At 44.5% G+C, this 24,581-nt stretch carries 24 protein-coding genes; 19 read left to right on the plus strand and 5 right to left on the minus strand.

Features of this window, described 5'->3' with window-relative positions:
- The first annotated feature begins 69 nt into the window (after positions 1 to 69).
- From pgi to rimI, 6 genes are all read left to right on the plus strand, one after another.
- Positions 70 to 1,701 (plus strand): glucose-6-phosphate isomerase, encoded by a 1,632-nt coding sequence (gene pgi, locus CYQ88_RS00620; RefSeq protein ID WP_101839356.1) that lies wholly within the window; start codon positions 70 to 72, stop codon positions 1,699 to 1,701.
- Positions 1,698 to 3,008 carry a UDP-glucose/GDP-mannose dehydrogenase family protein gene (locus CYQ88_RS00625; protein WP_101839357.1) on the plus strand — a complete coding sequence of 437 codons (1,311 nt, stop codon included), beginning with the start codon at positions 1,698 to 1,700 and terminating at the stop codon, positions 3,006 to 3,008. Before pgi ends, CYQ88_RS00625 begins: the two co-directional genes overlap by 4 nt.
- A gap of 207 nt (positions 3,009 to 3,215) precedes the next feature.
- Positions 3,216 to 4,034: a CDP-diacylglycerol--serine O-phosphatidyltransferase gene (gene pssA, locus CYQ88_RS00630; protein ID WP_199170132.1), complete on the plus strand. Its 819-nt coding sequence runs from the start codon at positions 3,216 to 3,218 to the stop codon at positions 4,032 to 4,034.
- Between the two features lie 14 nt (positions 4,035 to 4,048).
- On the plus strand, positions 4,049 to 5,596 hold the full coding sequence (locus CYQ88_RS00635; protein WP_101839360.1) for a 2-isopropylmalate synthase: 1,548 nt from the start codon (positions 4,049 to 4,051) through the stop codon (positions 5,594 to 5,596).
- 15 nt (positions 5,597 to 5,611) lie between these two features.
- A complete protein-coding gene (locus CYQ88_RS00640) occupies positions 5,612 to 6,184 on the plus strand; it encodes a hypothetical protein (RefSeq protein WP_143483740.1) in 573 nt (190 codons plus the stop codon).
- A gap of 24 nt (positions 6,185 to 6,208) precedes the next feature.
- A complete protein-coding gene (gene rimI / locus CYQ88_RS00645) occupies positions 6,209 to 6,688 on the plus strand; it encodes a ribosomal protein S18-alanine N-acetyltransferase (RefSeq protein WP_101839362.1) in 480 nt (159 codons plus the stop codon).
- A 21-nt stretch (positions 6,689 to 6,709) separates the two neighbouring features.
- Here the strand turns inward: rimI and CYQ88_RS00650 are convergent, their stop codons facing one another.
- The gene (locus CYQ88_RS00650; protein WP_101839364.1) at positions 6,710 to 7,510 is read right to left on the minus strand and encodes an inositol monophosphatase family protein; all 801 of its coding nucleotides are present in this window, start codon (positions 7,508 to 7,510) and stop codon (positions 6,710 to 6,712) included.
- 100 nt (positions 7,511 to 7,610) lie between these two features.
- On the opposite strand from CYQ88_RS00650, the gene CYQ88_RS00655 reads away from it, so the two are divergent.
- The 11 genes from CYQ88_RS00655 to der all read left to right on the plus strand — a co-directional run bounded on the left by CYQ88_RS00655 (position 7,611) and on the right by der (position 16,995).
- Positions 7,611 to 8,411 (plus strand): RNA methyltransferase, encoded by an 801-nt coding sequence (locus CYQ88_RS00655; protein ID WP_101839366.1) that lies wholly within the window; start codon positions 7,611 to 7,613, stop codon positions 8,409 to 8,411.
- Entirely contained in the window at positions 8,395 to 9,195 is an 801-nt protein-coding gene (cysE, locus tag CYQ88_RS00660; protein ID WP_101839367.1) for a serine O-acetyltransferase, read from the plus strand. Before CYQ88_RS00655 ends, cysE begins: the two co-directional genes overlap by 17 nt.
- A 70-nt stretch (positions 9,196 to 9,265) precedes the next feature.
- Positions 9,266 to 9,700 carry an Rrf2 family transcriptional regulator gene (locus CYQ88_RS00665; RefSeq protein ID WP_101839368.1) on the plus strand — a complete coding sequence of 145 codons (435 nt, stop codon included), beginning with the start codon at positions 9,266 to 9,268 and terminating at the stop codon, positions 9,698 to 9,700.
- 26 nt (positions 9,701 to 9,726) lie between these two features.
- Positions 9,727 to 10,053 (plus strand): iron-sulfur cluster assembly accessory protein, encoded by a 327-nt coding sequence (locus CYQ88_RS00670; protein ID WP_101839370.1) that lies wholly within the window; start codon positions 9,727 to 9,729, stop codon positions 10,051 to 10,053.
- Between the two features lie 187 nt (positions 10,054 to 10,240).
- The gene (gene ndk, locus CYQ88_RS00675; RefSeq protein WP_101839371.1) at positions 10,241 to 10,669 is read left to right on the plus strand and encodes a nucleoside-diphosphate kinase; all 429 of its coding nucleotides are present in this window, start codon (positions 10,241 to 10,243) and stop codon (positions 10,667 to 10,669) included.
- Between the two features lie 30 nt (positions 10,670 to 10,699).
- The gene (gene rlmN / locus CYQ88_RS00680; RefSeq protein ID WP_101839372.1) at positions 10,700 to 11,848 is read left to right on the plus strand and encodes a 23S rRNA (adenine(2503)-C(2))-methyltransferase RlmN; all 1,149 of its coding nucleotides are present in this window, start codon (positions 10,700 to 10,702) and stop codon (positions 11,846 to 11,848) included.
- Positions 11,841 to 12,254, plus strand: coding sequence for a RodZ family helix-turn-helix domain-containing protein (locus CYQ88_RS00685; RefSeq protein ID WP_101839373.1), 414 nt, complete (start codon positions 11,841 to 11,843; stop codon positions 12,252 to 12,254). Before rlmN ends, CYQ88_RS00685 begins: the two co-directional genes overlap by 8 nt.
- A gap of 41 nt (positions 12,255 to 12,295) precedes the next feature.
- The gene (gene hisS, locus CYQ88_RS00690; RefSeq protein WP_101839510.1) at positions 12,296 to 13,588 is read left to right on the plus strand and encodes a histidine--tRNA ligase; all 1,293 of its coding nucleotides are present in this window, start codon (positions 12,296 to 12,298) and stop codon (positions 13,586 to 13,588) included.
- A gap of 47 nt (positions 13,589 to 13,635) precedes the next feature.
- Complete coding sequence (locus CYQ88_RS00695; RefSeq protein ID WP_101839374.1) at positions 13,636 to 14,277, plus strand: tetratricopeptide repeat protein; 642 nt, start codon at positions 13,636 to 13,638, stop codon at positions 14,275 to 14,277.
- Positions 14,278 to 14,302: 25 nt separating this feature from the next.
- On the plus strand, positions 14,303 to 15,550 hold the full coding sequence (bamB, locus tag CYQ88_RS00700; protein WP_101839375.1) for an outer membrane protein assembly factor BamB: 1,248 nt from the start codon (positions 14,303 to 14,305) through the stop codon (positions 15,548 to 15,550).
- On the plus strand, positions 15,547 to 16,995 hold the full coding sequence (der, locus tag CYQ88_RS00705; protein ID WP_101839376.1) for a ribosome biogenesis GTPase Der: 1,449 nt from the start codon (positions 15,547 to 15,549) through the stop codon (positions 16,993 to 16,995). Before bamB ends, der begins: the two co-directional genes overlap by 4 nt.
- 63 nt (positions 16,996 to 17,058) lie before the next feature.
- Here der and CYQ88_RS00710 read toward each other — a convergent pair whose 3' ends face one another.
- The 4 genes from CYQ88_RS00710 to CYQ88_RS00725 form a co-directional block, all read right to left on the minus strand.
- On the minus strand, positions 17,059 to 19,848 hold the full coding sequence (locus CYQ88_RS00710) for an FAD-binding and (Fe-S)-binding domain-containing protein (protein ID WP_101839378.1): 2,790 nt from the start codon (positions 19,846 to 19,848) through the stop codon (positions 17,059 to 17,061).
- A gap of 32 nt (positions 19,849 to 19,880) precedes the next feature.
- Positions 19,881 to 21,110: a phosphoglycerate dehydrogenase gene (gene serA, locus CYQ88_RS00715; protein WP_101839379.1), complete on the minus strand. Its 1,230-nt coding sequence runs from the start codon at positions 21,108 to 21,110 to the stop codon at positions 19,881 to 19,883.
- Between the two features lie 149 nt (positions 21,111 to 21,259).
- A complete protein-coding gene (locus CYQ88_RS00720) occupies positions 21,260 to 21,559 on the minus strand; it encodes a cytochrome c (protein WP_101839381.1) in 300 nt (99 codons plus the stop codon).
- A gap of 155 nt (positions 21,560 to 21,714) precedes the next feature.
- Positions 21,715 to 22,029, minus strand: coding sequence for a c-type cytochrome (locus CYQ88_RS00725; RefSeq protein ID WP_101839382.1), 315 nt, complete (start codon positions 22,027 to 22,029; stop codon positions 21,715 to 21,717).
- A 209-nt stretch (positions 22,030 to 22,238) separates the two neighbouring features.
- Between CYQ88_RS00725 and cysD the strand changes: the two genes are divergently transcribed.
- Together cysD and cysN are read left to right on the plus strand one after the other, a co-directional pair.
- A complete protein-coding gene (gene cysD, locus CYQ88_RS00730; RefSeq protein WP_101839383.1) occupies positions 22,239 to 23,141 on the plus strand; it encodes a sulfate adenylyltransferase subunit CysD in 903 nt (300 codons plus the stop codon).
- The gene (gene cysN, locus CYQ88_RS00735; RefSeq protein WP_101839385.1) at positions 23,141 to 24,574 is read left to right on the plus strand and encodes a sulfate adenylyltransferase subunit CysN; all 1,434 of its coding nucleotides are present in this window, start codon (positions 23,141 to 23,143) and stop codon (positions 24,572 to 24,574) included. Before cysD ends, cysN begins: the two co-directional genes overlap by 1 nt.
- Positions 24,575 to 24,581: the final 7 nt, after the last annotated feature.

A 24,581-nucleotide genomic window follows, 5' to 3' on the forward strand; every position in this document is an offset into this window, starting at 1 on the left:
TGTTTTCTCTGGGGCGGCTAGCTGAAGAGAGAATTGGCCGATTGGGTCGTAAGTTTTTAAGGAGATCGAATGGGCGTTGAACAATCCCCTGCTTGGCAGGCTTTACAAGTACATTGTGACTCAGGAATGGGGTCGGCGCATTTGTCGGCATTATTTGAAGATACATCGAGAACAGAAAAGTTCTCACTTGAACTCGATGATTTGTATGTCGATTTTTCTAAAAATCGTATTTCTGAACAAACCCTCGAACATTTGATTAATCTAGCTGAACAACAGAAGCTACCCGCAGCGATTCAGGCTTTATTAACTGGAGAAAAAGTCAATGATACCGAGGATCGTCCCGCTTTACACACGGCTTTAAGAGCGCATGGATATGACGTGACGGGTGAAGCCGCTAAGGTACAGCCAGACGTTGAGCAGGCTTTGCAGAAAATGGCGGTGATGGCTGAAAAGATTCGGTCTAAACACTGGCGAGGATACAGCGGTAAGCCCATTACTGATGTAGTGAATATCGGAGTGGGTGGGTCGGACTTAGGGCCTTTAATGATTACGCACAGTTTGCAAACCATTGACTCTCCAGTCAACCTGCATTTCATTTCCTCTATTGACGGCACACAAACGTCTAACTTATTAAAAAGTCTGAAACAAGAAACCACGCTATTTATTCTCGCTTCGAAATCCTTTACCACCATTGATACCTTATCTAATGCTGAAACGGCTAAAGACTGGCTTCAAGAGTGTATTGAGGATGATGCCGTTATTTATGCACAACACTTTATCGGAGTTTCAACCAAACCCGACAAAATGACGGAATGGGGTATTCCACCTGAGAATCAATTGTTATTTTGGGATTGGGTCGGTGGTCGTTATTCTTTGTGGTCAGCAATCGGGTTGCCCATTGCTCTAAAAATCGGTATGAAGCGGTTTAGAGAGCTATTGCAAGGGGCGCATATTATGGATCAGCATTTTGCCACAGCTCCCTTGGCTCAGAACATTCCGGTGGTTTTAGGGTTAATTGATGTTTGGAACGTGAATTTTTTAAATATCCATGATAAAGCCATTCTGCCTTATGATGCGCGGTTGAAATATATTCCATCCTATTTAGAGCAGTTGGTGATGGAGAGTAACGGAAAATCGGTGGCGCGTTCGGGCGAAAAAGTCGCTTACCGTACTTGTCCTATTCTATGGGGTGAAGTGGGGCCAAATGCGCAACATGCTTTTTACCAGCTTCTGCATCAAGGTACGCAAGCCGTGATGTGTGACTTTATTGCGCCCGTTGAGCGGGACGATATTGAAGAAGGGTCGCAATCGGAACGCAATGAAAGCTTGCGTCATCAGCATGAGTTAGCCATGGCCAACTGCTTTGCCCAGTCGCGTGTGTTAATGTTGGGGGATGATGCGATTCCAGAGTCGCTGAAATCGGCATTTGATTCGCCGTTTAAACATTATCCAGGCAATCAGCCGTCGAATACGATTCTAATGAAAACCATTTCTCCCAAAACGCTGGGGATGTTAATCGCGTTGTATGAACATAAAACCTATGTTGAAGGGGTGATTTGGGAGATTAACCCATTTGACCAATGGGGCGTTGAGTTAGGGAAGCTGATTGCTAAGGAAGCTTACAGTGCCATTAAAGAGCCCGCTTTAGCTGAGGGGTTTGATAGTTCGACAAAAGCATTAATCGATAGGGTAGCAAAATGAAAGTTTCAGTATTTGGGTGTGAATTAAGTGGCTTGGTGACGGCCGGTTTGCTGGCGCATACGGGTAATGAAGTGATGTCGCTGCCGGTTGGCAATCTTAAGGTTGAAGATTTGCAACAGGGAATTTTGCCACGTGAAGAGCCTGGCCTGGATCAATTGATTAAAAGTCAATATCAAGAGGGACGTCTGAGTTTTGAGTCTGATTGGCAAGCAGGGATCATGCATGGGGATGTTTATATTTTGAGTATGCCTTCTTGGCGTGCAGATCGTGCAGAGAAAGTCATTGAAGAAATTGGTAAGACCGCCCGTAAAGATGTGGTGGTGGTCAATCAAAGTACCTTTCCGGTCGGCACTGCAGATCGATTTCAGGCATCCATTAAATTAGCTTTTGCCGAGCGGGGCTTGGTTGCCAAAGCAGCGGTGGTTTCTATGCCCGAATTTATCAGTGAAGGGTCTGCCATTAATGATTTTTCAAAACCCTCTCGTGTCATTCTTGGAGGATCTGATAAAGAAGCCATACGGTTGCTCAGAGATTTGATGCGCCCGTTTAATCATGTGACAGATCAGGTCAAAATTATGTCGACGCGGGCGGCGGAATATACCAAGTATGCCGTGAATGCCCTTTTGGCGACTCGAATCAGCCTGGTGAATGAATTGGCCAATAATGCCGAGCATTACAATATCGATATTGAAGAAGTGCGCCAAGGATTGGGGTCGGATTCTCGAATTGGTTTTAGTTATTTATTTCCAGGGTGTGGTTTTGGTGGGCCTAATTTTGCAGCGGATGTGGAAGCGTTGGTGGGCAGTTTTCAGTCTAAAGGCTATGATGCGGATTTATTAAAAGTAGTGTTGCAAAACAATGAAATTCAAAAAGAAGTGCTGTTTCGTAAAGCTTGGCGCTTCTTTAAGAATGATTTGCGCGGCTTGAAAATCGGTATTTGGGGGCTGTCATTTAAACCGAATACCGCCACAGTCGATAATGCGCCCAGTGTCAAAACCATTGAAGCGTTAATTGCGCAAGGGGCCGAAGTGGTGGCTTATGATCCAAAGGCAGGCCCAGCATTTAGCGAATATTGGGGCGATAGATTTGGTGTGACACTGGTGGATGATATGTATGATGCTCTCGAAGATGTGGATGCATTGATGGTGCTCACCGAGTGGCGTCGATTCTGGAGCCCGGATTATGACAGAATGACGGAAGTCATGAAGCGCCCAGTGGTTTTTGATGGCCGAAATATTTATGAACATTCGGTGATGGCGGCGCATGGCTTTCGCTACTTTGCAATCGGCCGAGGAGAGGTCATTTAGGGGGCGGATTAGGCTTCGAAAATAACCCGGCCTGGTGTTTTTACGCTGACAATAACGCTTGTATCCACGCGGTTTTGTAGCTAGAATAAACGCCTTTTTTACCCGTTGTTATTAGGGCATCTACTTGCTAAACTGATGTGTCCACTCGCGGGTTGTTGATCATGATCAAACATGGTTGACGCTAATCAATGATAATAAATGAGCGCTATGAAACCATTTGAAAAAGGCATTTACCTCCTTCCTAACCTGATGACAACCTTGGCGTTGTTTGGTGGGTTTTATGCTGTTATTGCTGGGATGAATGGCCAGTATGAGTTGGGGGCGATCGCTATTTTTGTGGCGATGATTTTTGATGGTTTGGATGGCCGGATTGCACGCATGACCAATTCATCAAGTGCATTTGGTGCGGAATATGATAGCTTAGCCGACATGGTATCCTTTGGGTTGGCGCCAGCATTGTTGGTGTATCAGTGGGCGCTTCAAGATTTCGGAAAGTTAGGCTGGTTGATTGCCTTTATCTATTCAGTTGGCGCTGCCTTGCGTCTTGCTCGATTCAATACTCAGGTCGGTATCGCGGATAAACGCTATTTTCAAGGGTTGCCCAGTCCTGCAGCGGCGGCACTCTTGGCCGGATTTGTGTGGATGATTGAAACCAATCAGATAGAAACCGGAATTGAGTCGATCATTGTGCTGGTGCTAACCCTGTTTTCTGGGTTAATGATGGTCAGCAATATTCGTTTTAGCTCCTTTAAAGAATTCAACTTAAAAGGTAAGGTACCGTTTGTGACCTTGTTTGTGATCGTGTTAGTGTTTGTGGTGATTACCATTAAGCCGGCCATGATTTTGTTTGGTTTGTTTTTAGGCTATTTTATTTCTGGCCCTTTATTGACGTTACGAATGATTCAACAAAAACGAACATTGCGTCGACAAGCCAAAAAACACACCTCGCCCTCCGAAGTGCAAGCGCCGACCGATGATCCGGCCGCGAATGCCGACTCAACTCCTAAACAAACCAAGCCCGATTAGAGAGCAGCACAACTATGAAAGACGAATTGATAATTTTTGATACCACTTTACGGGATGGGGAGCAAAGTCCCGGTGCTTCCATGACCAAGGAAGAAAAGGTTCGTATCGCCAAACAATTAGAAAAGCTTCGTGTCAATGTGATTGAAGCTGGGTTTCCGGCCGCCAGTCAAGGGGATTTTGAATCCGTCCATGCGGTGGCGAGCGCGGTGAAAGATGTCACCGTTTGCGGTTTGGCCCGGGCGGTGGAAAATGATATTGTCCGTGCTGGCGAAGCCATACAGCCTGCCGAATCGGGACGGATTCATACCTTTATTGCCACGTCACCCATTCACATGGAAAAAAAGCTCAAGATGTCACCTGATCAGGTGGTGGAAAGAGCCGTTTGGGCGGTCAAGCGTGCGCGTGACTTTACTGACAATGTTGAGTTCTCGCCAGAGGATGCCGGACGGTCGGATATTGATTTTTTATGTCGTGTGATCGAAGCTGCCATTGATGCGGGGGCGACCACGATTAATATCCCCGATACGGTGGGTTACAATATTCCAGAGCAGTTTGGCGCTTTGTTTGAACAATTGTTGAACCGTATTCCTAATGCCGATAAAGCTATTTTTTCAGCCCATTGTCACAATGACTTAGGCTTGGCAGTCGCCAATTCACTCGCGGCAGTCAGTGCGGGTGCTCGACAGGTTGAGTGTACCATTAATGGATTGGGCGAACGTGCGGGGAATACGGCATTAGAAGAATTGGTGATGGCTGTACGTACCCGTCAAGACATCTTTACGGTGGATAGTCGCATTTATACGCCTGAGATTCTAGCAGCCTCTCGTCTGGTAGCTGGGATTACTGGCTTTGCTGTGCAGCCGAATAAAGCGATTGTCGGCACCAATGCCTTTTCACATGAATCGGGTATTCATCAGGATGGTGTACTGAAGCATCGTGAGACCTATGAAATTATGCGTGCGGAAGATGTCGGCTGGAGCACCAATAAAATGGTGCTAGGCAAACACTCAGGGCGAAGTGCTTTCCGAGCGCGTTTAAAAGAGCTTGGTATTGAGTTTGAGACCGAACAAGAGCTCAGTGATGCGTTTGTCAGTTTTAAAGATTTAGCGGATCGTAAACATGAAATTTACGACGAGGATTTACAGGCGTTAGTGACCGATAACAATACCCGCCGCGTTGAAAATGAAACTTTCCGATTAATTGCGCTAAAGGCCAATACCGAAATGGGCGACCAACCCTCTGCTGAAATTACTTTGTGGGTTGCCGGTGAAGAAAAAACAGCATCTGCTGTCGGCGGCGGTGTGGTTGATGCGACCTTTAAAGCCATTGAACAGTTAGTAAACTCTGGCGCCAGCTTAGAGTTGTATTCTGTCAGTAATGTCACCAATGGTACCGATTCTTTGGGTGAAACGACGGTCCGCATGGAGAAAGCCGGTCGCATTGTCAATGGTCAGGGAGCGGATACCGATATCGTCACCGCATCTGCCAAAGCCTATATCAATGCGTTGAATAAGTTGCTTGACCCAGGTCGTAAAGCTCATCCGCAAGCCGCGGCTGTTTAATTGGTGCCAATGGGTTTGAATCAGCCATTTTTTTCAGCATTAGGCTTGCCGCTTTGGAAAGCCAGGCCTGGTTTCTTTTCTGAAGGTTTGAAGGTAACGCAGCAGTCAGAATCTAATACTGAACTGGAGGCGGTTGCAACTCAGACAAACATTTCACAACCTCCTATAGACAATACGACTTCTATCCATGATGAAAGTTCTACCGCATCGACTGAAGCGGTGGCACTAAATTCATTACCCTGGGTTTGGGTGGGTGCAGGTTTGGCGGATATTTGGCAAAACCCACAACGGCCGGAATGGCAACTCACGTTGAATATCTTAAAAGCGTTTGATCGTTCAATATCCGAACTCCATTTTGTGGATTCTCAACTTTGTCAAAGCGAAGAAGCAATAATGAATGCCTTAGACACCATTATTGATTTGGGGGTTGATCGGGTGTTTGTCTTTGAGCGAAATACGGCAATTATTGAGGACTTACAAGCTGGAGCGGAGTTGATCGATTTGCCCAGCTTTGAACAGCTATTCACTTCTGCAGAGGCTAAAAAATCCCTCTATCAAATTTTGTGTCAAGCCAATGGCATTGGCTAAGTTTGTCAAAGGCGCTTTCAGTTAATGAAGGGCTATGATTTCTTTCGACCCATGACGGAGCTGGATTTGGATTGGGTATTGTCAATCGAGCAGCAGGCCTATGACTTTCCTTGGTCGCGTCGTGGGTTTGAGCAAGCGTTGGATGATGGTCTGGCTTATGTCTTTTGTGATGCCCAACAACATAAGTTAGGGTATGCGTGTTTTTTGACAGTATTGGATGAGGTGCATTTACTGAATTTTTGTGTGGCACCGAAATGTCAACGTCAAGGCATTGGGCGTGTTGCATTGCAAGCGTTGCAGAAGCATTTCTGCGCCGCAAATTATCAGATTATGTTGCTTGAAGTGCGGGTGTCTAATGCGGCTATCGGCTTGTATGAGTCCCTTGGTTTTGTTCAAAATGGGATTCGCCCCAATTATTACGCTGCTTGGGATTATCAGGATGGCGAATTGGTAAAAGTGCGCGAGGATGCATTATTAATGTCCTGCGCACTCAAGACGGATTAAAAAAAACCAGGCCTGGTTGTTTTATTGGCGATATTGTTCAGGAATGGTTTGACCGATGATTTTGGCCATGGCTTTTAGCATTTTGCTGTTGGCCGCAATGAGATTGCCGGATTTCAAATAATCATTACCACCTTTAAAGTCGGTGACCAGTCCACCGGCTTCTTGGACGATGAGTGCGCCCGCAGCGATATCCCAAGGTTTCAAATTGAGTTCCCAATAGCCATCAACGCGACCACAAGCGACATAAGCTAAGTCCAATGCTGCGGAACCAGCGCGACGAATGCCAGCGGTATTGAGCATAAATTGTTTTAAGCTGGCTAAATAGGCATCAACATAGTCAAGCTCTTGAAACGGAATGCCCGTGGCCATCAGCGCATTTTGTAATGTGGATTGCTCACTGACACGGATGCGGTAATTATTCATGCGCGCACCTTCCCCTCTCGAAGCGGAAAAGCATTCGTCTTTTAAGGGATCATAAATGACGCCATGCATTAATCGGCCTTTCTCGGTGACCGCGATGGAAACGGAAAACACTGGAAACTGATGCAGAAAGTTGGTGGTGCCATCAAGCGGATCAATAATCCATTCAAAATCCGATTCGGTTTGATGGTGACCACTTTCTTCAGCTTTGATGCTGTGATCAGGGTAATATTTACGAATACAGTCGATAATGATTTTTTCAGCGCGCTTGTCCACTTCGCTGACATAGTCGTGACGACCTTTTTCTTGAATGTTAAGTTGGTCAATGTGGTTGAGCTGGTCAGCGATAAACTCGCCAGCCTGTTTGGCTGCGAGGGTGGCGATATTTAAAATTGGGTGCATAAGGTGGTTTCCAGTTGTTAAAATATTCCCTATAGATTGCCTGTTTTCGGGTTGGGCGATAGGGTTTGTCAAAGAATAAAAGAATTATAACGGAAAATTGATGATAGAAGATTATAGAAGCCACCCAAATTTGGCAAAGATTAAAATCGTGCTGATAGAAACATCGCATCCTGGCAATATTGGTGCTGTGGCGCGGGCAATGAAAAACATGGGACTCAGTCAGCTGGTGTTAGTGAACCCGAAGGAATTTCCTTCTCAAGTGGCTTCAGCACGCGCTTCTGGGGCGGCGGATGTGTTGGATTCGGCAGTCAAAGTTGACTCACTGGATGCTGCGGTTGCCGATTGTCAATTGGTGGTGGGAGCCAGTGCTAGAATGCGCAAAGTCTCTTGGCCGCAATTAGATGTCCGGCAAACTGCGACCTTGGCTATGGAAACTTTGAATGCGAGTGAGACTGCCGCACCAGTTGCCATTTTATTCGGGCGTGAGGATTCGGGTCTGAGTAATGCCGAAATGGATAAATGTCACTATTTAGCACATATTCCGACCAACCCAACCTATAGTTCTCTCAATATTGCTGCTGCGGTACAGGTGTTTGTTTATGAACTATTGATGGCAACAGAAATTAAGAGTGTTCATCAGGCAGAAGGCTATCGTCATCAATTGGCCAGTGGTGAACGGATGGAAGGGCTTTATGATCACCTCTATCAAGCGCTACAAGATATTGAATTTTTAGATCCGGCAAAGAATGCCCGGTTTATGCGACGCATGCGTCGCTTGTTTAATCGGAGTCAATTAGATGTCAAAGAGGTGGATATTTTAAGAGGTATTTTGACAGCGGCACAACGGCAAGCCGATCAATTGCAAGCGTTTAAAAAGGAAAGTGATGCTGAAAAGAATTAGAGATGATATTCGATCGGTCTTTGATCGAGACCCTGCTGCGAGAAATACGTTTGAAGTCTTGACCACCTATCCTGGATTACACGCGATTCTATGGTATCGAGTTTCTCATTGGTTATGGGAGAAAGGGCTAAAGTGGCTATCGCGATTTATTTCAGCCCTGGCTCGTTGGTTAACCGGGATTGAGATCCATCCAGCAGCCACTATCGGGGAACGCTTTTTTATCGATCACGGAATGGGGGTGGTCATTGGCGAAACTGCAATAATTGGTGATGACTGTACCATCTATCATGGCGTTACATTGGGGGGGACCAGTTGGAATGAAGGTAAGCGTCACCCCACTCTGGGAAATCGAGTTGTGGTGGGTGCGGGTGCTAAAGTATTAGGCCCGATTGAAATTGGAGACGATGCGCGGATTGGATCGAATGCAGTGGTCATCAAGCCGGTACCCGCTGGGCAAACCGTCGTTGGAATTCCTGGGCGAGTTGTCGAAACGAACTTATCAGAAAAAGAAAAACGTCGTCAAAAAATGGCACAAAAAATTGGCTTTGATGCTTATGGTGTGAGTCAAAATGTTGAAGACCCGGTGGAAAAAGCGATTTATAGTTTGTTGGATCATGTGCAGAGTCAGGACGAACAATTAGAGCTCTTAAATAAGCAAGTTCAAAGGTTGGGTGGCGAAGATACGCATGTCGATTTACCGAGTCTGGAAGATGCTGTTTTAGAGCCAGGTGACCCTGAACAGCAGGCCCATATTAAATCTGAAATGGATCGGGATAAATCTTGAGTAAAATACTAGGTTATTGTAAGATATCGATTCATTAGAGGATTACGCTTAACAGTGGAAAAGGGGCGCTATGAAACTCACATCAAAAGGCCGGTATGCTGTCACCGCAATGTTGGATATTGCACTGAATCAAGCAAAGGGTCCAATTACATTGGCGATGATTTCAGAAAGGCAGGCGATTTCGTTGTCTTATTTGGAACAAATTTTTGCAAAGCTTAAAAAGTCTGGATTGGTTTTAAGTGCACGAGGGCCGGGTGGTGGCTATCGACTCAGTCGAAGCGCCGAAGAGATTTCGGTGGGTGAAATTATTGCCGCTGTTAACGAAGACTTAGAGCCCCGTCGATGTCAAGGTCGAGCCAATTGCCAAGGCGGCAATCAATGTTTGTCACACGAGTTATGGGCTGACTTAAGTGATATGATTCAACAATTTTTAGTGAGTGTTTCGCTTCAACAGGTGATTGAACAAAAAGCGGTTCAGCAAAAAGTTGCGTTTGGGGTCGCTTAGCGAATGAAACAAAGAAGGAATGGATAATGGCAGTGACATTAACACAGGCAGCCGCTGATAGAGTGAATACCATGATTGCCAAAAGGGGACATGGGTTAGGGTTAAAGGTCAGTACCAAAACCAGTGGTTGTGCAGGGTTTTCTTATGAAGTGGGTTATGCGGATGAGATATCCGATCAGGATCAGGTCTTTGAAAGCTATGGCGTGAAGGTGATTGTGCCTGAAAAAAGTCTGCCTCTAATTGATGGCATGGAGCTTGACTATGTTAAAGAAAGCTTGCTCAGTGAAGGGTTTGTATTTAATAATCCGCATGTCAAAGACAGTTGTGGTTGTGGAGAGTCTTTTTCGGTTTAAGCTTGAATTCAGCGTTTGGATATTAAATAAACCCTGGCCTTGCCGGGGTTTTTTGCTTTTATACTGCTGAAATGCCATTAAGCACAAAATCTTTTAGTGTTTATTCATGCAAAGGTGGGGCGAGGTTGTTAAAATAATCAGATTAATATTTTAGAAAAGTTAACTCGGGTTAACGAAGGTTGATGGAATGCTGCAAAGAACATTTTCGATTATTAAACCTGATGCCACTCAACGGAATTTAGTGGGTGAAATTATGGCGCGCCTGGAAAAAAATGGTTTGAAAATCATCGCTGCAAAAATGGTCAAGTTGACAGAACAACAAGCCGCTGGGTTTTATTCAGAGCATGCGGGCAAGTCTTTTTATGACACCTTGATTAAAAATATGACGGCAGGGCCGATTGTTGTTCAGGTATTGGAAGGCGAGTATGCCATTGCTAAAAACCGTGAAGTGATGGGCGTGACCGATCCAGAAAAAGCAGAGGAAGGGACGATTCGTAGAGATTTTGCACTGTCGATGCAACAAAATTCGGTGCATGGCTCTGATTCAGTCGAGAGTGCAGCACGGGAAATTCGTTATTTTTTTAGTGAAATAGAAATAACGACTGATGTCAGCTAACTCAATGCCTGTTATTAACCGAACATGACTATGGCAACTCAACCCTCAAATCTGAAAGTGCTGTCAGAAGGCAGTGAGCTACCGGCAAAAACCGATTTGCTGGGAATGGATTATGCCAGTTTAGTGGACTTTTTTGCCAAAATTGGCGAAAAGCCATTTAGAGCCGCTCAAGTGATGAAGTGGATTCATCAGTTTGGTGTGTCCGATTTTAACGAGATGACCAATTTGAGTAAGGCTTTACGACAGAAGCTGATTGACACGGCTGTGATTCGAACGCCTAAGATCGTCTCTGAACAACGATCCAGTGATGGCACCATTAAGTGGTTGTTGGAAGTCGACCATCACAATTGTGTTGAGGCGGTCTTTATCCCTGAAAAAAGTCGGGGCACTTTATGTATCTCATCCCAAGTGGGTTGTGCTTTGGAATGCAGCTTCTGTTCAACGGGGCAGCAAGGGTTTAACCGTAATTTGGAAAACTGGGAAATCGTTGCGCAGATGTGGGTTGCCAATAAAGCGCTAGGGTGTAAGCCTAAAGAAGACCGAGTGATTTCCAATGTTGTTTTTATGGGGATGGGAGAACCATTATTAAATGTGACCCATACCTTTCCGGCTGCGCGAATTTTAATGGATGATCATGGTTATGGTTTATCCAAACGCCGTGTTACCATTAGTACCGCCGGAGTGGTTCCTGCCATTGATAAAATTAAGGCAGCACTGGATGTCAGTTTGGCCATCTCATTGCATGCACCGAATAATGCGTTACGTGATGAGCTAGTGCCCATCAATCAAAAATATCCATTGGAAGTTTTGATGCCAGCATTGCATCGTTATGTTGAGGGTGGTCATAGTAAAAAGCATGTGACCGTAGAGTATGTGATGTTAGATCAGGTAAATGATCGTGTTGAACATGCCAATCAATTGGTTGCATTGTTAGGAGATTTGGCCTGTAAAGTGAATCTGATTCCTTTCAATCCGTTTCCTAATGCACCTTATCAGCGTTCATCGAATAATGCCGTTCACCGCTTTCAGGATGTATTGATGGCATCAGGTATTAATTGTACTGTGCGTAAAACACGTGGAGATGATATCGATGCCGCCTGTGGTCAATTGGCAGGAAAAGTGAAAGATCGTACCAAAAGAACCCTTCAAACCATCAATTTGGATCAGTTAAATGGTTAATGAACAAACAGAAGAATCCCGCCCAGAAAACACCGTAGATGCCACGCGACTGGCGAACGCACTGAGAAAAGCGCGTGAAGCAAAAGGTTGGTCAATTGACGAAGTCGCTGAGAAACTCAAGGTTGGTGCTGAGCATTTGGCCTATTTGGAAAGTGACCAACTCGACATCACGTCCCTAGACCCGTTTAAACGTGGATATCTCAGGAACTACGCTGAAATTGTTGGGTTAGATATTACCGCTTACAGTGAAATTTTTAGCGATGTCAAAGCGACAGAAGCGCCTTTGATTTCAGTAAGTTCCGAAGACCCTTCCATTAAGCCTGTTTTTTCCATGGCAACTTTAAAAATTATTACCAGTGTTGTGATTATTTTATTAATTGCTTTATTGGTTGTGATTAACCTTTAGCGGGCGGATGCCCGAGTTCCGAATAGATAAGAGAAAGAATGATGTCAGATAAGATCAATGCAATTCGAGGCATGAATGATTTAGTTGGAGACGCATCGGTTGCATATGACACTTTAGTGGCAACGGCTGAAGCAGTTTTGAAGCAATATGGGTTTCAATCGATCCGGTTACCCCTCGTAGAGAAAACCGAATTATTTGCACGGTCGATCGGAGAAGTGACCGATATCGTCGAGAAAGAAATGTACACCTTTGCCGATCGCAATGGCGATAGTCTTACCTTGCGTCCAGAAGGCACTGCGGGTTGTGTGCGTGCTGTGATTGAAAACGGATTAGCCCACAACCAGATCCAAAAACTGTATTATTCTGGCCCGATGTTTCGTCATGAGCGTCCACAGAAGGGACGTTACCGTCAATTTAATCAGGTTGGTGTGGAAGTGTTTGGCTTGGAGACGGTCGATGCCGATGCTGAGTTAATTGCATTGACCGCGCGGTTATGGGACAAGTTGGGTCTCACTGGGCTTGAGCTGCAAATCAATTCACTTGGCAGTCAAGAATCGAGACAAGCATATAGAGAGCTGTTGGTCAATTATTTGGAGCAACACAAGTCACAACTGGATGAAGATAGCTTGCGGCGTTTAAACTCGAATCCATTACGAATTTTGGATAGCAAAAACCCGGATATGGCTGACATTATTGCTGGAGCCCCCAAGCTGATTGACCATTTAGATGATGCATCAAAACTGCATTATCAAGACCTTAAAGCGCATTTAGACGATTTGGGGATTGAGTATACAGAAAACCCGAACCTGGTTCGTGGACTGGATTATTACAATCGCACGGTCTTTGAATGGGTAACGACCGAATTAGGGGCGCAAGGCACGGTCTGCGCCGGTGGTCGTTATGATGGTTTGGTTGAGCAAATCGGTGGCAAACCAACGCCTGCCGTTGGTTTCGCGATGGGCGTTGAAAGGTTAACCGCCTTATTAATGGATAAAAGTCTAATTTCCATTAAACCCGTGGCCGATATCTATGTGGTCTTGGCGGGTGATGCAACAAAACGCCCAGGCCTGGTCATTTCTGAACAAATTAGAGAAGCCTTGCCTCACTTAAAATTACAGATGAATTGTGGGGGCGGCAGTTTTAAAAGTCAGTTTAAAAAAGCCGACAAATCTGGAGCAAAACTGGCGTTAGTTTTGGGTGACAATGAAGTGGCCCAACAGCAAATCGTGGTCAAATATTTGCGAGAAGACAGAGAACAAGAGCTAATTGAGTGGCAATCGTTGATGCCGCACTTGTCTCATATCTTTTCAGAAGCTGCCACGGCATCTGAATAAATTAGAAAACCATAAATCAAGTTGAAAGACGTTATAGGAAACCAATCATGAGTCGTTATGAAACAGATGAAGATCAAGTTGAAGCATTAAAACAGTGGTGGCAGAAAAACGGTACCCAGTTGTTGTCTGGTATTTTAGTGATCGTTTTAGCCTGGTCTGGATGGACTTACTGGCAGAATACCAAATTAAACGAAGGGTTGAAGGCCTCAGCGATGTTCGAGATGCTTCAGATTCGTCAGCAGCAAGGTTCCTTTGGGGAAGCGATGCGTGAAGGTTTGACGTTAATGGAAGAGCAGCCAGAAAGCCCTTATTCAACAGCAATTGCTTTCATGGTTGCTAAGCACTATTTGGAACAAGATAAATTAGATTTGGCCTATGAAAATTATCAATGGGTCGTTAATCATGCACCAGATGCATCCCTAAAGCTAGTGGCACAATTGCGCCTGGTAACACTTTATAGTGACCAGCAACGCTTTGGAGATGCTGCTCAGTTACTGGCTCAAATTGACGAAACGGTTTTGTCTGAATCTGAGAAGGCTAACCTTGCTTTTCATCGTGCAGAATTAGCCTTTAATCAAGGTGACTTATCTACTGCAAGAGCAGGTTATCAGGCGGTGGTTGATAATCCATCAACCGTGGATTCGTTACAAAATGTGGCCAGTATTAAACTGGCTGATCTAGCAGAATAAGGTGGGTTTTCATTCCGTGATATTAATGCGTATTTTATTTTTATTTACCGTCTTAACGTTAGTTGGGTGTTCTAGTAGTCCGAAAGTGGTTCGGGAACCGACCCCCTTACTGAAGATGACATCGCCTTATGCGTTGGAAAAACAGTGGCAATTACAATTGGATGCCTTTAACCGAGAGGATAGTCATGGCCTGTATTTTGCCGATATTAAGAAGGCCGTGTATTTTGCGACCCCAAAGGGTGGCTTGATTAAAGCCCATAAAGCCAATCAAGACCGTTGGCAGGATCAGGTGATCTGGCAAACACGTTTCCAAGCACCGATTGCGTCCGGCCCAACGATTTACCGAAGCACCGTTATCGTGGGCACGTCAAAAGGTCAGGTATTGGCTGTGAATCAAAGTGATGGCAGTCAGGCTTGGATGACACAATTAACGAGTGAGGTGTTGAGCCGTCCCATTATTGCTGAAGGTAAGGTGTTTGTCCGCACAGTGGATGGTAAAGTGGTGGCATTGAATGCGGATACTGGGGTCAAAGAATGGGTGGTTGAACATAACTTACCGAATCTGTCCTTCCGCGGAATCGCGCCAATTACATATGCATCTGGAAAACTTTTCCTGGGTTGGGAGACAGGCCAAGTTCAGTCATTAGAGTCCAAAGCGGGTGCCCTGGATTGGCAAACGCAAGTTATTGTGCCATCAGGTCGCACTGACTTGGAAAGGATGGTCGATATCCAAGCGGGTTTAATTGTTAAAGATGGTCGATTATTTGTATTAGGTTATCAAGGTAAGTTGTTAGCGATGAATGCCAACACCGGAAACCTTTATTGGTCCAAAGAAATTTCGGGATTTAGAAATTTTGTGGTGGATGACAAAGCATTATACCTAGTCGATGAAAATGATCTTCTAACCGCAGTCGATTATGTGAATGGCACCCAATTATGGCAACAGCAGAACTTTAAATATCGTCAATTGCGTAATATCAAATTGTATAACGATACCCAATTACTCGTCGCTGATGGTCTTGGCTATTTACATTGGATTGATAAACTGGATGGTACCCCAGTTGCACGGGCACGTCACGGCAGTGGTTATTTGGGTACCAGTGAAGGCATTGCACGCGTTCAGATTGCAGATCAACAACTATATGTGTTAGATAATGATGGTTATCTGACGGTGTATCAAGTTAAGCCTGCTGATTGGTATCAATTTAACCATTCTAATGACCCGCAAGGTGTCAAAAAATCCGTTACGCCTAAAACAAAGGAAATTCAGTGAGCAAACCGGTTATTGCCTTGGTTGGCCGCCCCAATGTGGGTAAGTCCACACTTTTTAATCGTCTGACTCGGTCTCGAGATGCGATTGTTGCTGATTATCCAGGCCTAACAAGGGATCGTCAATATGGCACGGGGCGGCTAGGCGATACGCCTTATATTGTGGTCGATACTGGTGGCTTGAGTGGTGAGCAAGAAGGCGTTGACCCATTAATGGCAGGACAAGTTCAGTCTGCCATTGGTGAAGCGGATGCAGTGTTATTCTTGGTCGATGGTCGTGCCGGGTTAATTCCTGCTGACGAGAGTATTGCGCACTATGTCCGCCAATTTAATAAGCCGATTTATTTATTAGTCAACAAGGCAGAAGGCCATAAGAAAGCGGTTATTGCTAATGACTTTTATCAAATGGGATTAGGAGAACCGCATGTTATTTCTTCTGCCCATGGTGATAATGTGGCAGAAATGATTGGGCAAGTGCTTTCGGATGTCGCGCCTTTCGGAGCTGAAGAAGACGAAGATGCACTCGATTTAGATAAGCACCCGGGCATTCGAGTTGCGGTTATTGGTCGCCCCAATGTTGGTAAGTCCACATTGATTAATCGTATGATGGGTGAAGAACGCGTGGTGGCATTTGATATGCCGGGCACGACGCGTGACAGTATTTATGTCCCGTTTCAGCGGGGTGAGCGCCTTTACACTTTGATTGATACGGCAGGTGTGCGTCGTCGTAAAAACATTAAAGAAAAAATCGAAAAATTCAGTATTGTTAAAGCCATTGAAGCCATGGAAAATTCCAATGTCGTAGTGCTGGTGGTAGACGGTTCTGAAGGTATTACCGATCAGGATCTGACCTTGTTGGGGTTGGCGATGGAATCGGGCCGCGGTTTGGTGATTGCTATAAATAAATGGGATAACCTATCGCCGGAACAGCGCAGTAAAGTGAAACATGAATTGGAATTTAAATTGCACTTTGTGGATTATGCTAAGCGTCATTTAATTTCTGCATTACACGGAACAGGGGTTGGTGATTTGTTTAAGACGGTCAATGCGGTTTATGATGCGTCCATGAAGCAGGTATCCACCTCTGATTTGAACCGAGTTTTATCACAAGCGATTTTAGATCATCAACCACCGCTTATTGGTGGGTGCAGAGTGAAATGTCGTTATGCGCACTTAGGGGGACTCAATCCCCCTAGAGTGATTATTCATGGTAATCAAGTTGATAAATTACCACAAGCCTATACCAAGTATTTAATGAATGTGTTTCGCAAGGCATTTAAATGGGTGGGTACACCCGTGATGATTGAGTATAAGGTGACTGCAAACCCTTATGAGGGGCGTAAGTCCAATTTTACTTTCCGTCGAGGGAAGTCGGAGTCGCAAGCAGAAAATGCATTGCTAAAACGCAAACGCAAAAAGAAACCTCAGCAAAAACGCCGCACTCATTAATATCCGTTCAACGAAAACCAAAGAGATTCACTGCTTATCTATGACCTCTTTTTCGACACTAATTTAGCGTAACGCCATCCAAAAGATTTCAGCCGGGTGAAGACCTTGTTTTTCGGCAAAGTCTTCAATTTGGTGACGGCAACTGGTTCCTGTTGCAATTACTAAGTCTTCTTTATCCGCTTTTTCTAAAGTTGGTAATAAGGTTTGACTGGCAATTTTGTGAGAAACATCATAATTCTTATAACCAAATTCACCCGACATCCCACAACAACCCGATTGAATGGTATTAACACGCAGCTCTGGAATGAGTTGAAGTGCCTTAACTACTTCTGCCGGTTTAGCCAAAGATTTTTGATGACAATGCACATGCAACCAAGCAGTTTTTCTTAACGGCTGGAAGTCAAGTGACTGGGTTTGGTTGAGCTGTAAGATCAACTCTTCAAATAATAACACCGATGAAAATGACCAGGCCTGGTCATTCTCGGTCACCAAATCACAGGCTTCATCACGCCAAACCAAAGTGTCAGACGGTTCGATACCAACAACAAAGTCGGTCTCTGTTACGTTATGTAACTGCTTTTGTATGTCGGATAATGCTGTTTTCGCTTCGCTTAGTAATCCTTGGCTCAGCAGTGCTCGGGGAGAACTGGTTAATAGAACCGGTTCAACCTTAAGCCCAAGTGCTTGCAAGCTCTGAATGGCGGCTTGAGCGATATTCGGTTCTTGATATTGCACATATAAATCGAGCAGTAACCAAACGGTTTTTTGATTTGATGGCGAAACGGAATTAGGTTTCGGCTGGCTAGCAAGCCATTTACCTGCTGATTGATTTGCCAATTTGGGAAGGGTTCGTCTTGAATCAACGCCCATGAGACGTTTAATCAACCCGAGGTTTTGGATTCCATTGTAAAGGCTAGGCATTAGTGCTCCCAGCTTCATAATGGCACCATAAAACTTAATCGACAGGCGGCTCAATGAAAAAGCATCGACTTGATAAAGGACTTCGGATTTTAAGCGTGCCATATCAACACTGGCAGGACATTCCGATTTACAAGCCTTGCAGCCTAAACAAAGTGATAACGCATCTTGTAGTTCTTGTTGTTTTAAGGCAGCCAATGGATTAGGTTCTGTTAGCGCGTGGCGCAATAGATTGCTGCGGCCTCGGGTGGAATAATGTTCTTCACGAGTCGCCTGATAAGAGGGGCACATCACGCCATTACCCGGTGATTTCCGGCAGGCTCCAGCACCATTACATTTTTCAACCGCATCCATTAGCGATAAATCTTTTTGCCAGTTGTACCCAGGGCTGAGTAACTGCTGAGGTTGGCGATTCGCTCGTAAATTATCGGTAATGGGGGCGTCACCGATAATGACACCTGGATTGAAAAGGTTTTGCGGGTCAAAGGTTTGCTTTAAGGTAACCAGGTGTTGATAAACAGCATCCCCTAATTGTTGTCGAATAAAAGGTGCTCGAATACGGCCATCGCCATGCTCCCCGGAAATCGCCCCACGGTATTTTTTAACCAAGGCAGCGCTGCGTTCAGCAACAATTTGAAACAATTGCTTGCCTTTATCAGTCGCCAAGTCCATTTCAGGGCGGACGTGAATCAGTCCAACGGATGCATGGCCATAATAGACACAGCCAATGTCCAATTCCGCCATTAATGCCTGCGTATCTTGGTAGAAAGCGGGTAAGTCGGCGACAGGTACTGCGGCATCTTCTATAACGGCAACGGCCTTATCTCGAGTGGGTTTACCCATTAATAACCCTAAGCCAGCCTTGCGTAGATTCCACACTTTACTGCTGTCTTGAGGCTCTATGATGGGACAGGCATAAGCCCCTTGTAGCAACATCCAGGCTTGGTCATTTTTTAGGCGTTGTTGGAGTTGATTCGCATCCTCGTCAAATAATTCAACCACCAATACGGCTTCAGGGTCTTGTTGTACCCAAAAACGATTCTGAGTTTGCTCTGCATTATTTTTAGTGCCGTCAAGGGTTGCTTTATCAATTAGTTCAATCGCAGCTGGTTTGAACTGTAAATAACGTGGAACCACCTGCATAGCAGTGTAAATCGAGTCAAAGTGAGCGCAGAATAGCTGACGGTGTTTGGGCAAGTCGACCAATCTTAATGTCGCCTTGGTGATGACGCCTAAAGTTCCTTCACTGCCGCAGATCAGCGGGGTTAAGTTAAAGGGTTTACCATCCGGATTAAAGGGTTGGTAGTCACGATAGAGTACATCCAGGGCATAGCCAGTTGTTCTGCGGACGATTGATGGATCGGGGAATGCATCGACGATGGCTTGGCCATGGGCTTCTAGCATTTCAATGACAGTGCGATAAATGGTACCTTCAAGCGTTTGAAGCGATAATTTTTGGTGCAGTTCGTCGGCGGCTAAGTCTTCAAACTTAACCAAGTTGCCATCGGCTAAAATTACTTCAACTGATTTAACATGGTCACGGGTGGTGCCATAATAAATGGAATAAGATCCACAAGAATTATTACCAATCATTCCGCCGATCATGGCGCGGTTAGAGGTCGAAGTATCGGGAGCAAACCGTAAATGATCTTGTTTGACGAAGTCATTTAAATCATCCTGAATTACGCCAGGTTCAACGTCAACTTCTTTTAACTCAGGTCGATAATCCAAAATTTTAGTCAAGTGTTTGGAAATATCGACCAATAAACCAGAACCGATGGCTTGCCCGCCTAAAGAAGTTCCGCCAGCACGCATAGTAATCGGTTGCTTGGATGCTAAGGCGGCTTGGACGCGCGCTTGTAGCATAGCGGTATCTTTTGGATAGATAAAGTCCGCTGGAAAAATCTCATAGACAGAAGCATCAGTTGAAATCATGAAGGTTCCTAAGGTTCTAAATCGGTCAGTAATTAATGTAAAACACGGGTACGAATAGTGCCGTCAATTGCTTGCAGTTCTTTTAAACCGGTCTCTCGATCTTTAGAGTCGATATCAATGACCACATAACCAATTTCATTATTGGTTTGCAGGTATTGTGCCGCGACATTAATGTTCTGAGCCGCAAAGGCCTCATTGATTTTTGTCATAATACCTGGGCGGTTTTGGTGGATGTGCAATAGTCGGCTACGATCACGGTGTTCAGGCAGTGAGACTTCGGGAAAGTTCTTTGCCGAAAGAGTGGTGCCGGTGTCTGAGTAACGCACCAATTTAGTCGCCACTTCTAGCCCAATATTTTCTTGTGCTTCTTCAGTGCTACCGCCTATATGCGGGGTTAAAATGACATTGTCCATACCGCGTAATGGTGATTGGAACTCTTCATCATTTGACTTTGGTTCTTCTGGAAACACATCGATAGCGGCACCAGATAGGTGGCCAGAAGTTAAAGCGGCTGCTAATGCATCAATATCGACTACAGTGCCACGAGCGGCATTAATAAAAATAGCCCCTTTTTTCATCAGTGCAAATTGTTCAGCGCCCATCATATTTTGGGTTTCTTCGGTTTCTGGAACGTGTAGAGAAACAATATCAGATTTCTTTAACAGAGCCTCTAACGATTTCACTTGCGATGCATTGCTTAATGGTAATTTTGTTTCAATATCATGGAAAATGACGTTCATGCCGATGTTTTCAGCCATAATGCTTAATTGAATTCCAATATGTCCATAACCGACGATGCCTAAAGTTTTGCCGCGTGCTTCGACGGAGCCTGCTGCAGATTTGTCCCATTCGCCACGGTGCACCTTGGCATTTTTAGCAGGAATATCTCTCAATAAAAGTAGGATTTCCCCTAAGACTAATTCAGCAACCGAACGGGTATTGGAAAAGGGTGCATTGAAAACTGCAATGCCGAGTCGTTTGGCTTCTTCTAGATCAACTTGATTGGTGCCAATGCAAAAACAGCCAACCCCGACCAGTTTTTTGGCCGTAGCAAACACATCGGCAGTCAGGTTGGTGCGAGATCGAATGCCGACAAAATGCGCGTTCGCAATCTTTTGCTTTAATTCGTCTTCAGGCAAAGACCCTTTGATGTATTCAATGTTGTGGTAGCCGTTTTCATTAAAAACATCAACCGCAGATTGATGGGGGCCTTCCAGAAGTAAGATTCTAATTTTATCTTTAGCAAGAGATTTATCGGTCATGGCGCTTCCTGATGTTCAAATTAACAAAGCGCAATTATAAATGATTCAGAAAAGATTGTAGAGGCCTTAACGCCCACAGAGAGGAAAAAAACGATAGAGCGCCTTAATAAAGTTGGCGCTCTTAGGGTAAAGCAGACATGTTTTATAAATTATTTTGGTGCCTGAGCAGAGAAATAAGCTGCCAATTCTTTAATTTCTTGATCCGTTAACCCTTTTGCAAAAGGCTGCATAGTGGCATTTTTACGGAATCCATCTCTAAAGTTTTTTAATTGAACTTCAAGGTACTGCGCATGCTGGCCAGCTAAGTTAGGGAAAATAGGGGATAAGCTGTTGCCATCTTTTCCATGACATCCTGCACAAGTATTGGCTTTGGCAGGCATTTCAGCAGCCATTGATGTTTGAGTAAAAAGTAGGCCAGCAGATAGTGCGATTAATAGTAGAGTTCTCATAAACAGTATCTCTTGTTGAATAAATAGACAGAAGCTATTAAAAACGATTTTTTCACTTAGGTCAATCTTTTACAAAGCTTTAGATAAGTGGAAAAATTTACTTAATATGAAAAAAAACCGCTTAAAAAAGCGGCTTTTCTAAAATCAAAGCAAACTTAGTGTAATTCTGCTTCGATGTATGCAGTTACGTTTTGAATGTCTGCTTCAGAAAGACCAGCAGCCATAGGTGCCATCATTGAAGTCATAGGACCTCTTTGTTCACCATTTTTATAAGCGTGTAATTTTGCTTGTAGGTCAGAAGCTGATTGACCTGCTAGTTTAGGACCAACAACACCTTGTCCTTGCTCACCATGACAAGAAACACAAGTTGAAGAGAAAGTAGCTTTTCCTGCGGCTACATCACCAGCTTGAGCTGCTAGACCAAAAGACATTAAAGATGTTGCAGTGACTGCAAGTAATAATTTTTTCATTTGTACTCTCCTAAGCACTGATTAAGAATCGTATTTCTATTTAGTATAAGGCATAGCCTTGCGCGTAATTACAGCGGAATTTAATTCAATAGTCAAGGGGAGTGAGGAAATTAACTCATGTGGTAAAGTGCTATTTAAAAAGACATAAGCTTTGGGAGTCGGTAAAATGACTTTTAGAAGTTAAAGAGAGTAGTGGATAAGGATTTTTTGTGAAGACAGTAACCCATTTAAAAAAACTGGAAGCTGAAGCCATTCATATCATGCGTGAAGTGGTTGCTGAATTTGAAAACCCCGCCATGCTATATAGTATTGGTAAAGATTCGTCGGTGATGTTGCATCTAGCGCAAAAGGCCTTTTATCCTGCGCCACCACCATTTCCGTTAGTCCATGTGGATACCACTTGGAAGTTCAAGGAAATGATTGGATTTCGTGATCAACGAGCCAAGGAAGTGGGGATGGAATTAATTGTCCATATTAACCCCAAAGGGGCGGAATTGAATATTTCACCCTTTGAACATGGCTCGACGATGCACACGGATATCATGAAGACCGAAGGCTTGCGCCAGATGCTAGATCATTATCAGTATGACGCTGTCTTTGGTGGTGCGAGACGAGATGAAGAAAAATCTCGTGCGAAAGAACGTATTTATTCTTTCCGTGACGATCATCACCGTTGGGATCCAAAAAACCAGCGTCCAGAGCTTTGGGATATTTATAATGGCCGCCATAAAAAAGGTGAATCCATTCGGGTATTCCCATTATCGAACTGGACGGAGTTGGATATTTGGCAGTACATTTATTTAGAGCAAGTACCGATTCCAGATTTATACTTTTCAAAAGAACGTCCAGTGGTTGAGTATGGTGGTACCAAGATAATGGTGGATGACGATCGTATGCCTGAAGAGCTACGCAAAACGGCCAAAATGGAAAAGGTTCGTTTTAGAACCTTGGGCTGTTATCCATTGACTGGCGCAGTTGCATCAGAAGCAACGACTTTGCCTGAAATTATTCAAGAAATGTTGTTAACCAAGGTTTCCGAGCGTCAAGGGCGCATGATTGATCATGATGAAGCCGGTTCGATGGAAAAGAAAAAAATGGAAGGGTACTTCTAATGTCACACCAATCAGATCTGATTGCAGAAAATATTGAATCCTATTTACATCAGCATGAAAACAAAGAACTGCTACGGTTTATTACTTGCGGCAGTGTCGATGATGGAAAAAGTACCTTAATTGGCCGTTTGCTACATGATAGCAAAATGATCTTTGAAGATCAGTTAGCCGCCATTAATAAAGATTCCAAAAAGCATGGTACCACTGGAGAAGAAGTTGATTTAGCGCTTTTGGTGGATGGTTTGCAATCTGAGCGCGAGCAAGGTATTACCATTGATGTTGCCTATCGTTTTTTCTCAACCGACAAGCGTAAATATATTATTGCCGATACACCGGGTCATGAACAATATACCCGTAATATGGCAACTGGAGCATCAACAGCAGACTTAGCGATTATTTTGATTGATGCGCGTCATGGGGTTCAAACCCAGACGCGTCGTCATTCATTTATTACCAAATTGCTTGGCTTGAAGCACATTGTGGTTGCCATTAATAAAATGGATTTGGTCGATTATTCGCAACAACGATATGATGATATCAAAGCTGACTATACTGAGTTCGCTAAGCAACTAGGTATTGAATCACCGGTGTTTATCCCATTGTCAGCATTGAAAGGTGATAACGTTGTGAACCCAAGCGAGCAGATGGATTGGTATCAAGGAAAACCGTTAATGGGATTGCTCGATTCTATCGCCATTGCTGATAATGTCGACCTAGCGCACTTCCGGTTACCTGTTCAATATGTCAATCGTCCGCATTTAAATTTCCGTGGCTATTGTGGCACCATTGCTGCCGGTGAAATTGCAGTGGGGGATGCGGTGACGGTATTGCCATCTCGCAAAACGAGCAAGGTTAAAGACGTTATTCTACCTGCTACCAGTGATGAAACGGTTTCTGAGTCCGCCTTCGCACCCTCAGCGGTAACGCTAACCCTGGAGGACGAAGTTGATATTAGTCGTGGTGATATGATTGTTAAATCGCAAGATATTCCTCTGGTCGCCAGCGATTTTAAAGTGATGTTGGTGTGGATGAATGAAGCCGCAATGACGCCAGGAAGTGATTATCTTATTAAACGTGCAACATCTGTGGTGTCGGGACGGTTTACCCAAATTGATCACCAGATTGATGTGAATACGTTAGTTCAATCAGATGCGGCCAAGTTGGAGCTTAATCAAATCGCACAATGTCAGCTACACCTGAACCAGGCCATTGCCTATGATGCTTATACTGATATCAAAGGAACTGGCTCTTTTATTGTTATTGATAAGTACTCCAATGCAACTTTGGCTGCGGGAATGATTGTTGAAGCGGTTGAAGCGAATAATGCGCATGCACCTTCACGTCACTATAGTGACGCGGAAAAGGCGTTAAATACTTATATACGTGAACACTATCCCGAATGGGGTTGTGTTGTGATTGATGATCAAGGGTAAAGTGGAT

Source organism: Hydrogenovibrio sp. SC-1 (genome assembly GCF_002848135.1).
Classification (GTDB): Bacteria; Pseudomonadota; Gammaproteobacteria; order Thiomicrospirales; family Thiomicrospiraceae; genus Hydrogenovibrio.

Coding starts and splice junctions, on each gene's coding strand:
- pgi (WP_101839356.1), top strand. CDS start 70: ATGGGCGTTGAACAATCCCCTGCTTGGCAGGCTTTACAAGTACATTGT.
- CYQ88_RS00625 (WP_101839357.1), top strand. CDS start 1,698: ATGAAAGTTTCAGTATTTGGGTGTGAATTAAGTGGCTTGGTGACGGCC.
- pssA (WP_199170132.1), top strand. CDS start 3,216: ATGAAACCATTTGAAAAAGGCATTTACCTCCTTCCTAACCTGATGACA.
- CYQ88_RS00635 (WP_101839360.1), top strand. CDS start 4,049: ATGAAAGACGAATTGATAATTTTTGATACCACTTTACGGGATGGGGAG.
- rimI (WP_101839362.1), top strand. CDS start 6,209: ATGAAGGGCTATGATTTCTTTCGACCCATGACGGAGCTGGATTTGGAT.
- CYQ88_RS00650 (WP_101839364.1), bottom strand. CDS start 7,510: ATGCACCCAATTTTAAATATCGCCACCCTCGCAGCCAAACAGGCTGGC.
- CYQ88_RS00655 (WP_101839366.1), top strand. CDS start 7,611: ATGATAGAAGATTATAGAAGCCACCCAAATTTGGCAAAGATTAAAATC.
- cysE (WP_101839367.1), top strand. CDS start 8,395: ATGCTGAAAAGAATTAGAGATGATATTCGATCGGTCTTTGATCGAGAC.
- CYQ88_RS00665 (WP_101839368.1), top strand. CDS start 9,266: ATGAAACTCACATCAAAAGGCCGGTATGCTGTCACCGCAATGTTGGAT.
- CYQ88_RS00670 (WP_101839370.1), top strand. CDS start 9,727: ATGGCAGTGACATTAACACAGGCAGCCGCTGATAGAGTGAATACCATG.
- ndk (WP_101839371.1), top strand. CDS start 10,241: ATGCTGCAAAGAACATTTTCGATTATTAAACCTGATGCCACTCAACGG.
- rlmN (WP_101839372.1), top strand. CDS start 10,700: ATGGCAACTCAACCCTCAAATCTGAAAGTGCTGTCAGAAGGCAGTGAG.
- CYQ88_RS00685 (WP_101839373.1), top strand. CDS start 11,841: ATGGTTAATGAACAAACAGAAGAATCCCGCCCAGAAAACACCGTAGAT.
- hisS (WP_101839510.1), top strand. CDS start 12,296: ATGTCAGATAAGATCAATGCAATTCGAGGCATGAATGATTTAGTTGGA.
- CYQ88_RS00695 (WP_101839374.1), top strand. CDS start 13,636: ATGAGTCGTTATGAAACAGATGAAGATCAAGTTGAAGCATTAAAACAG.
- bamB (WP_101839375.1), top strand. CDS start 14,303: ATGCGTATTTTATTTTTATTTACCGTCTTAACGTTAGTTGGGTGTTCT.
- CYQ88_RS00710 (WP_101839378.1), bottom strand. CDS start 19,848: ATGATTTCAACTGATGCTTCTGTCTATGAGATTTTTCCAGCGGACTTT.
- serA (WP_101839379.1), bottom strand. CDS start 21,110: ATGACCGATAAATCTCTTGCTAAAGATAAAATTAGAATCTTACTTCTG.
- CYQ88_RS00720 (WP_101839381.1), bottom strand. CDS start 21,559: ATGAGAACTCTACTATTAATCGCACTATCTGCTGGCCTACTTTTTACT.
- CYQ88_RS00725 (WP_101839382.1), bottom strand. CDS start 22,029: ATGAAAAAATTATTACTTGCAGTCACTGCAACATCTTTAATGTCTTTT.
- cysN (WP_101839385.1), top strand. CDS start 23,141: ATGTCACACCAATCAGATCTGATTGCAGAAAATATTGAATCCTATTTA.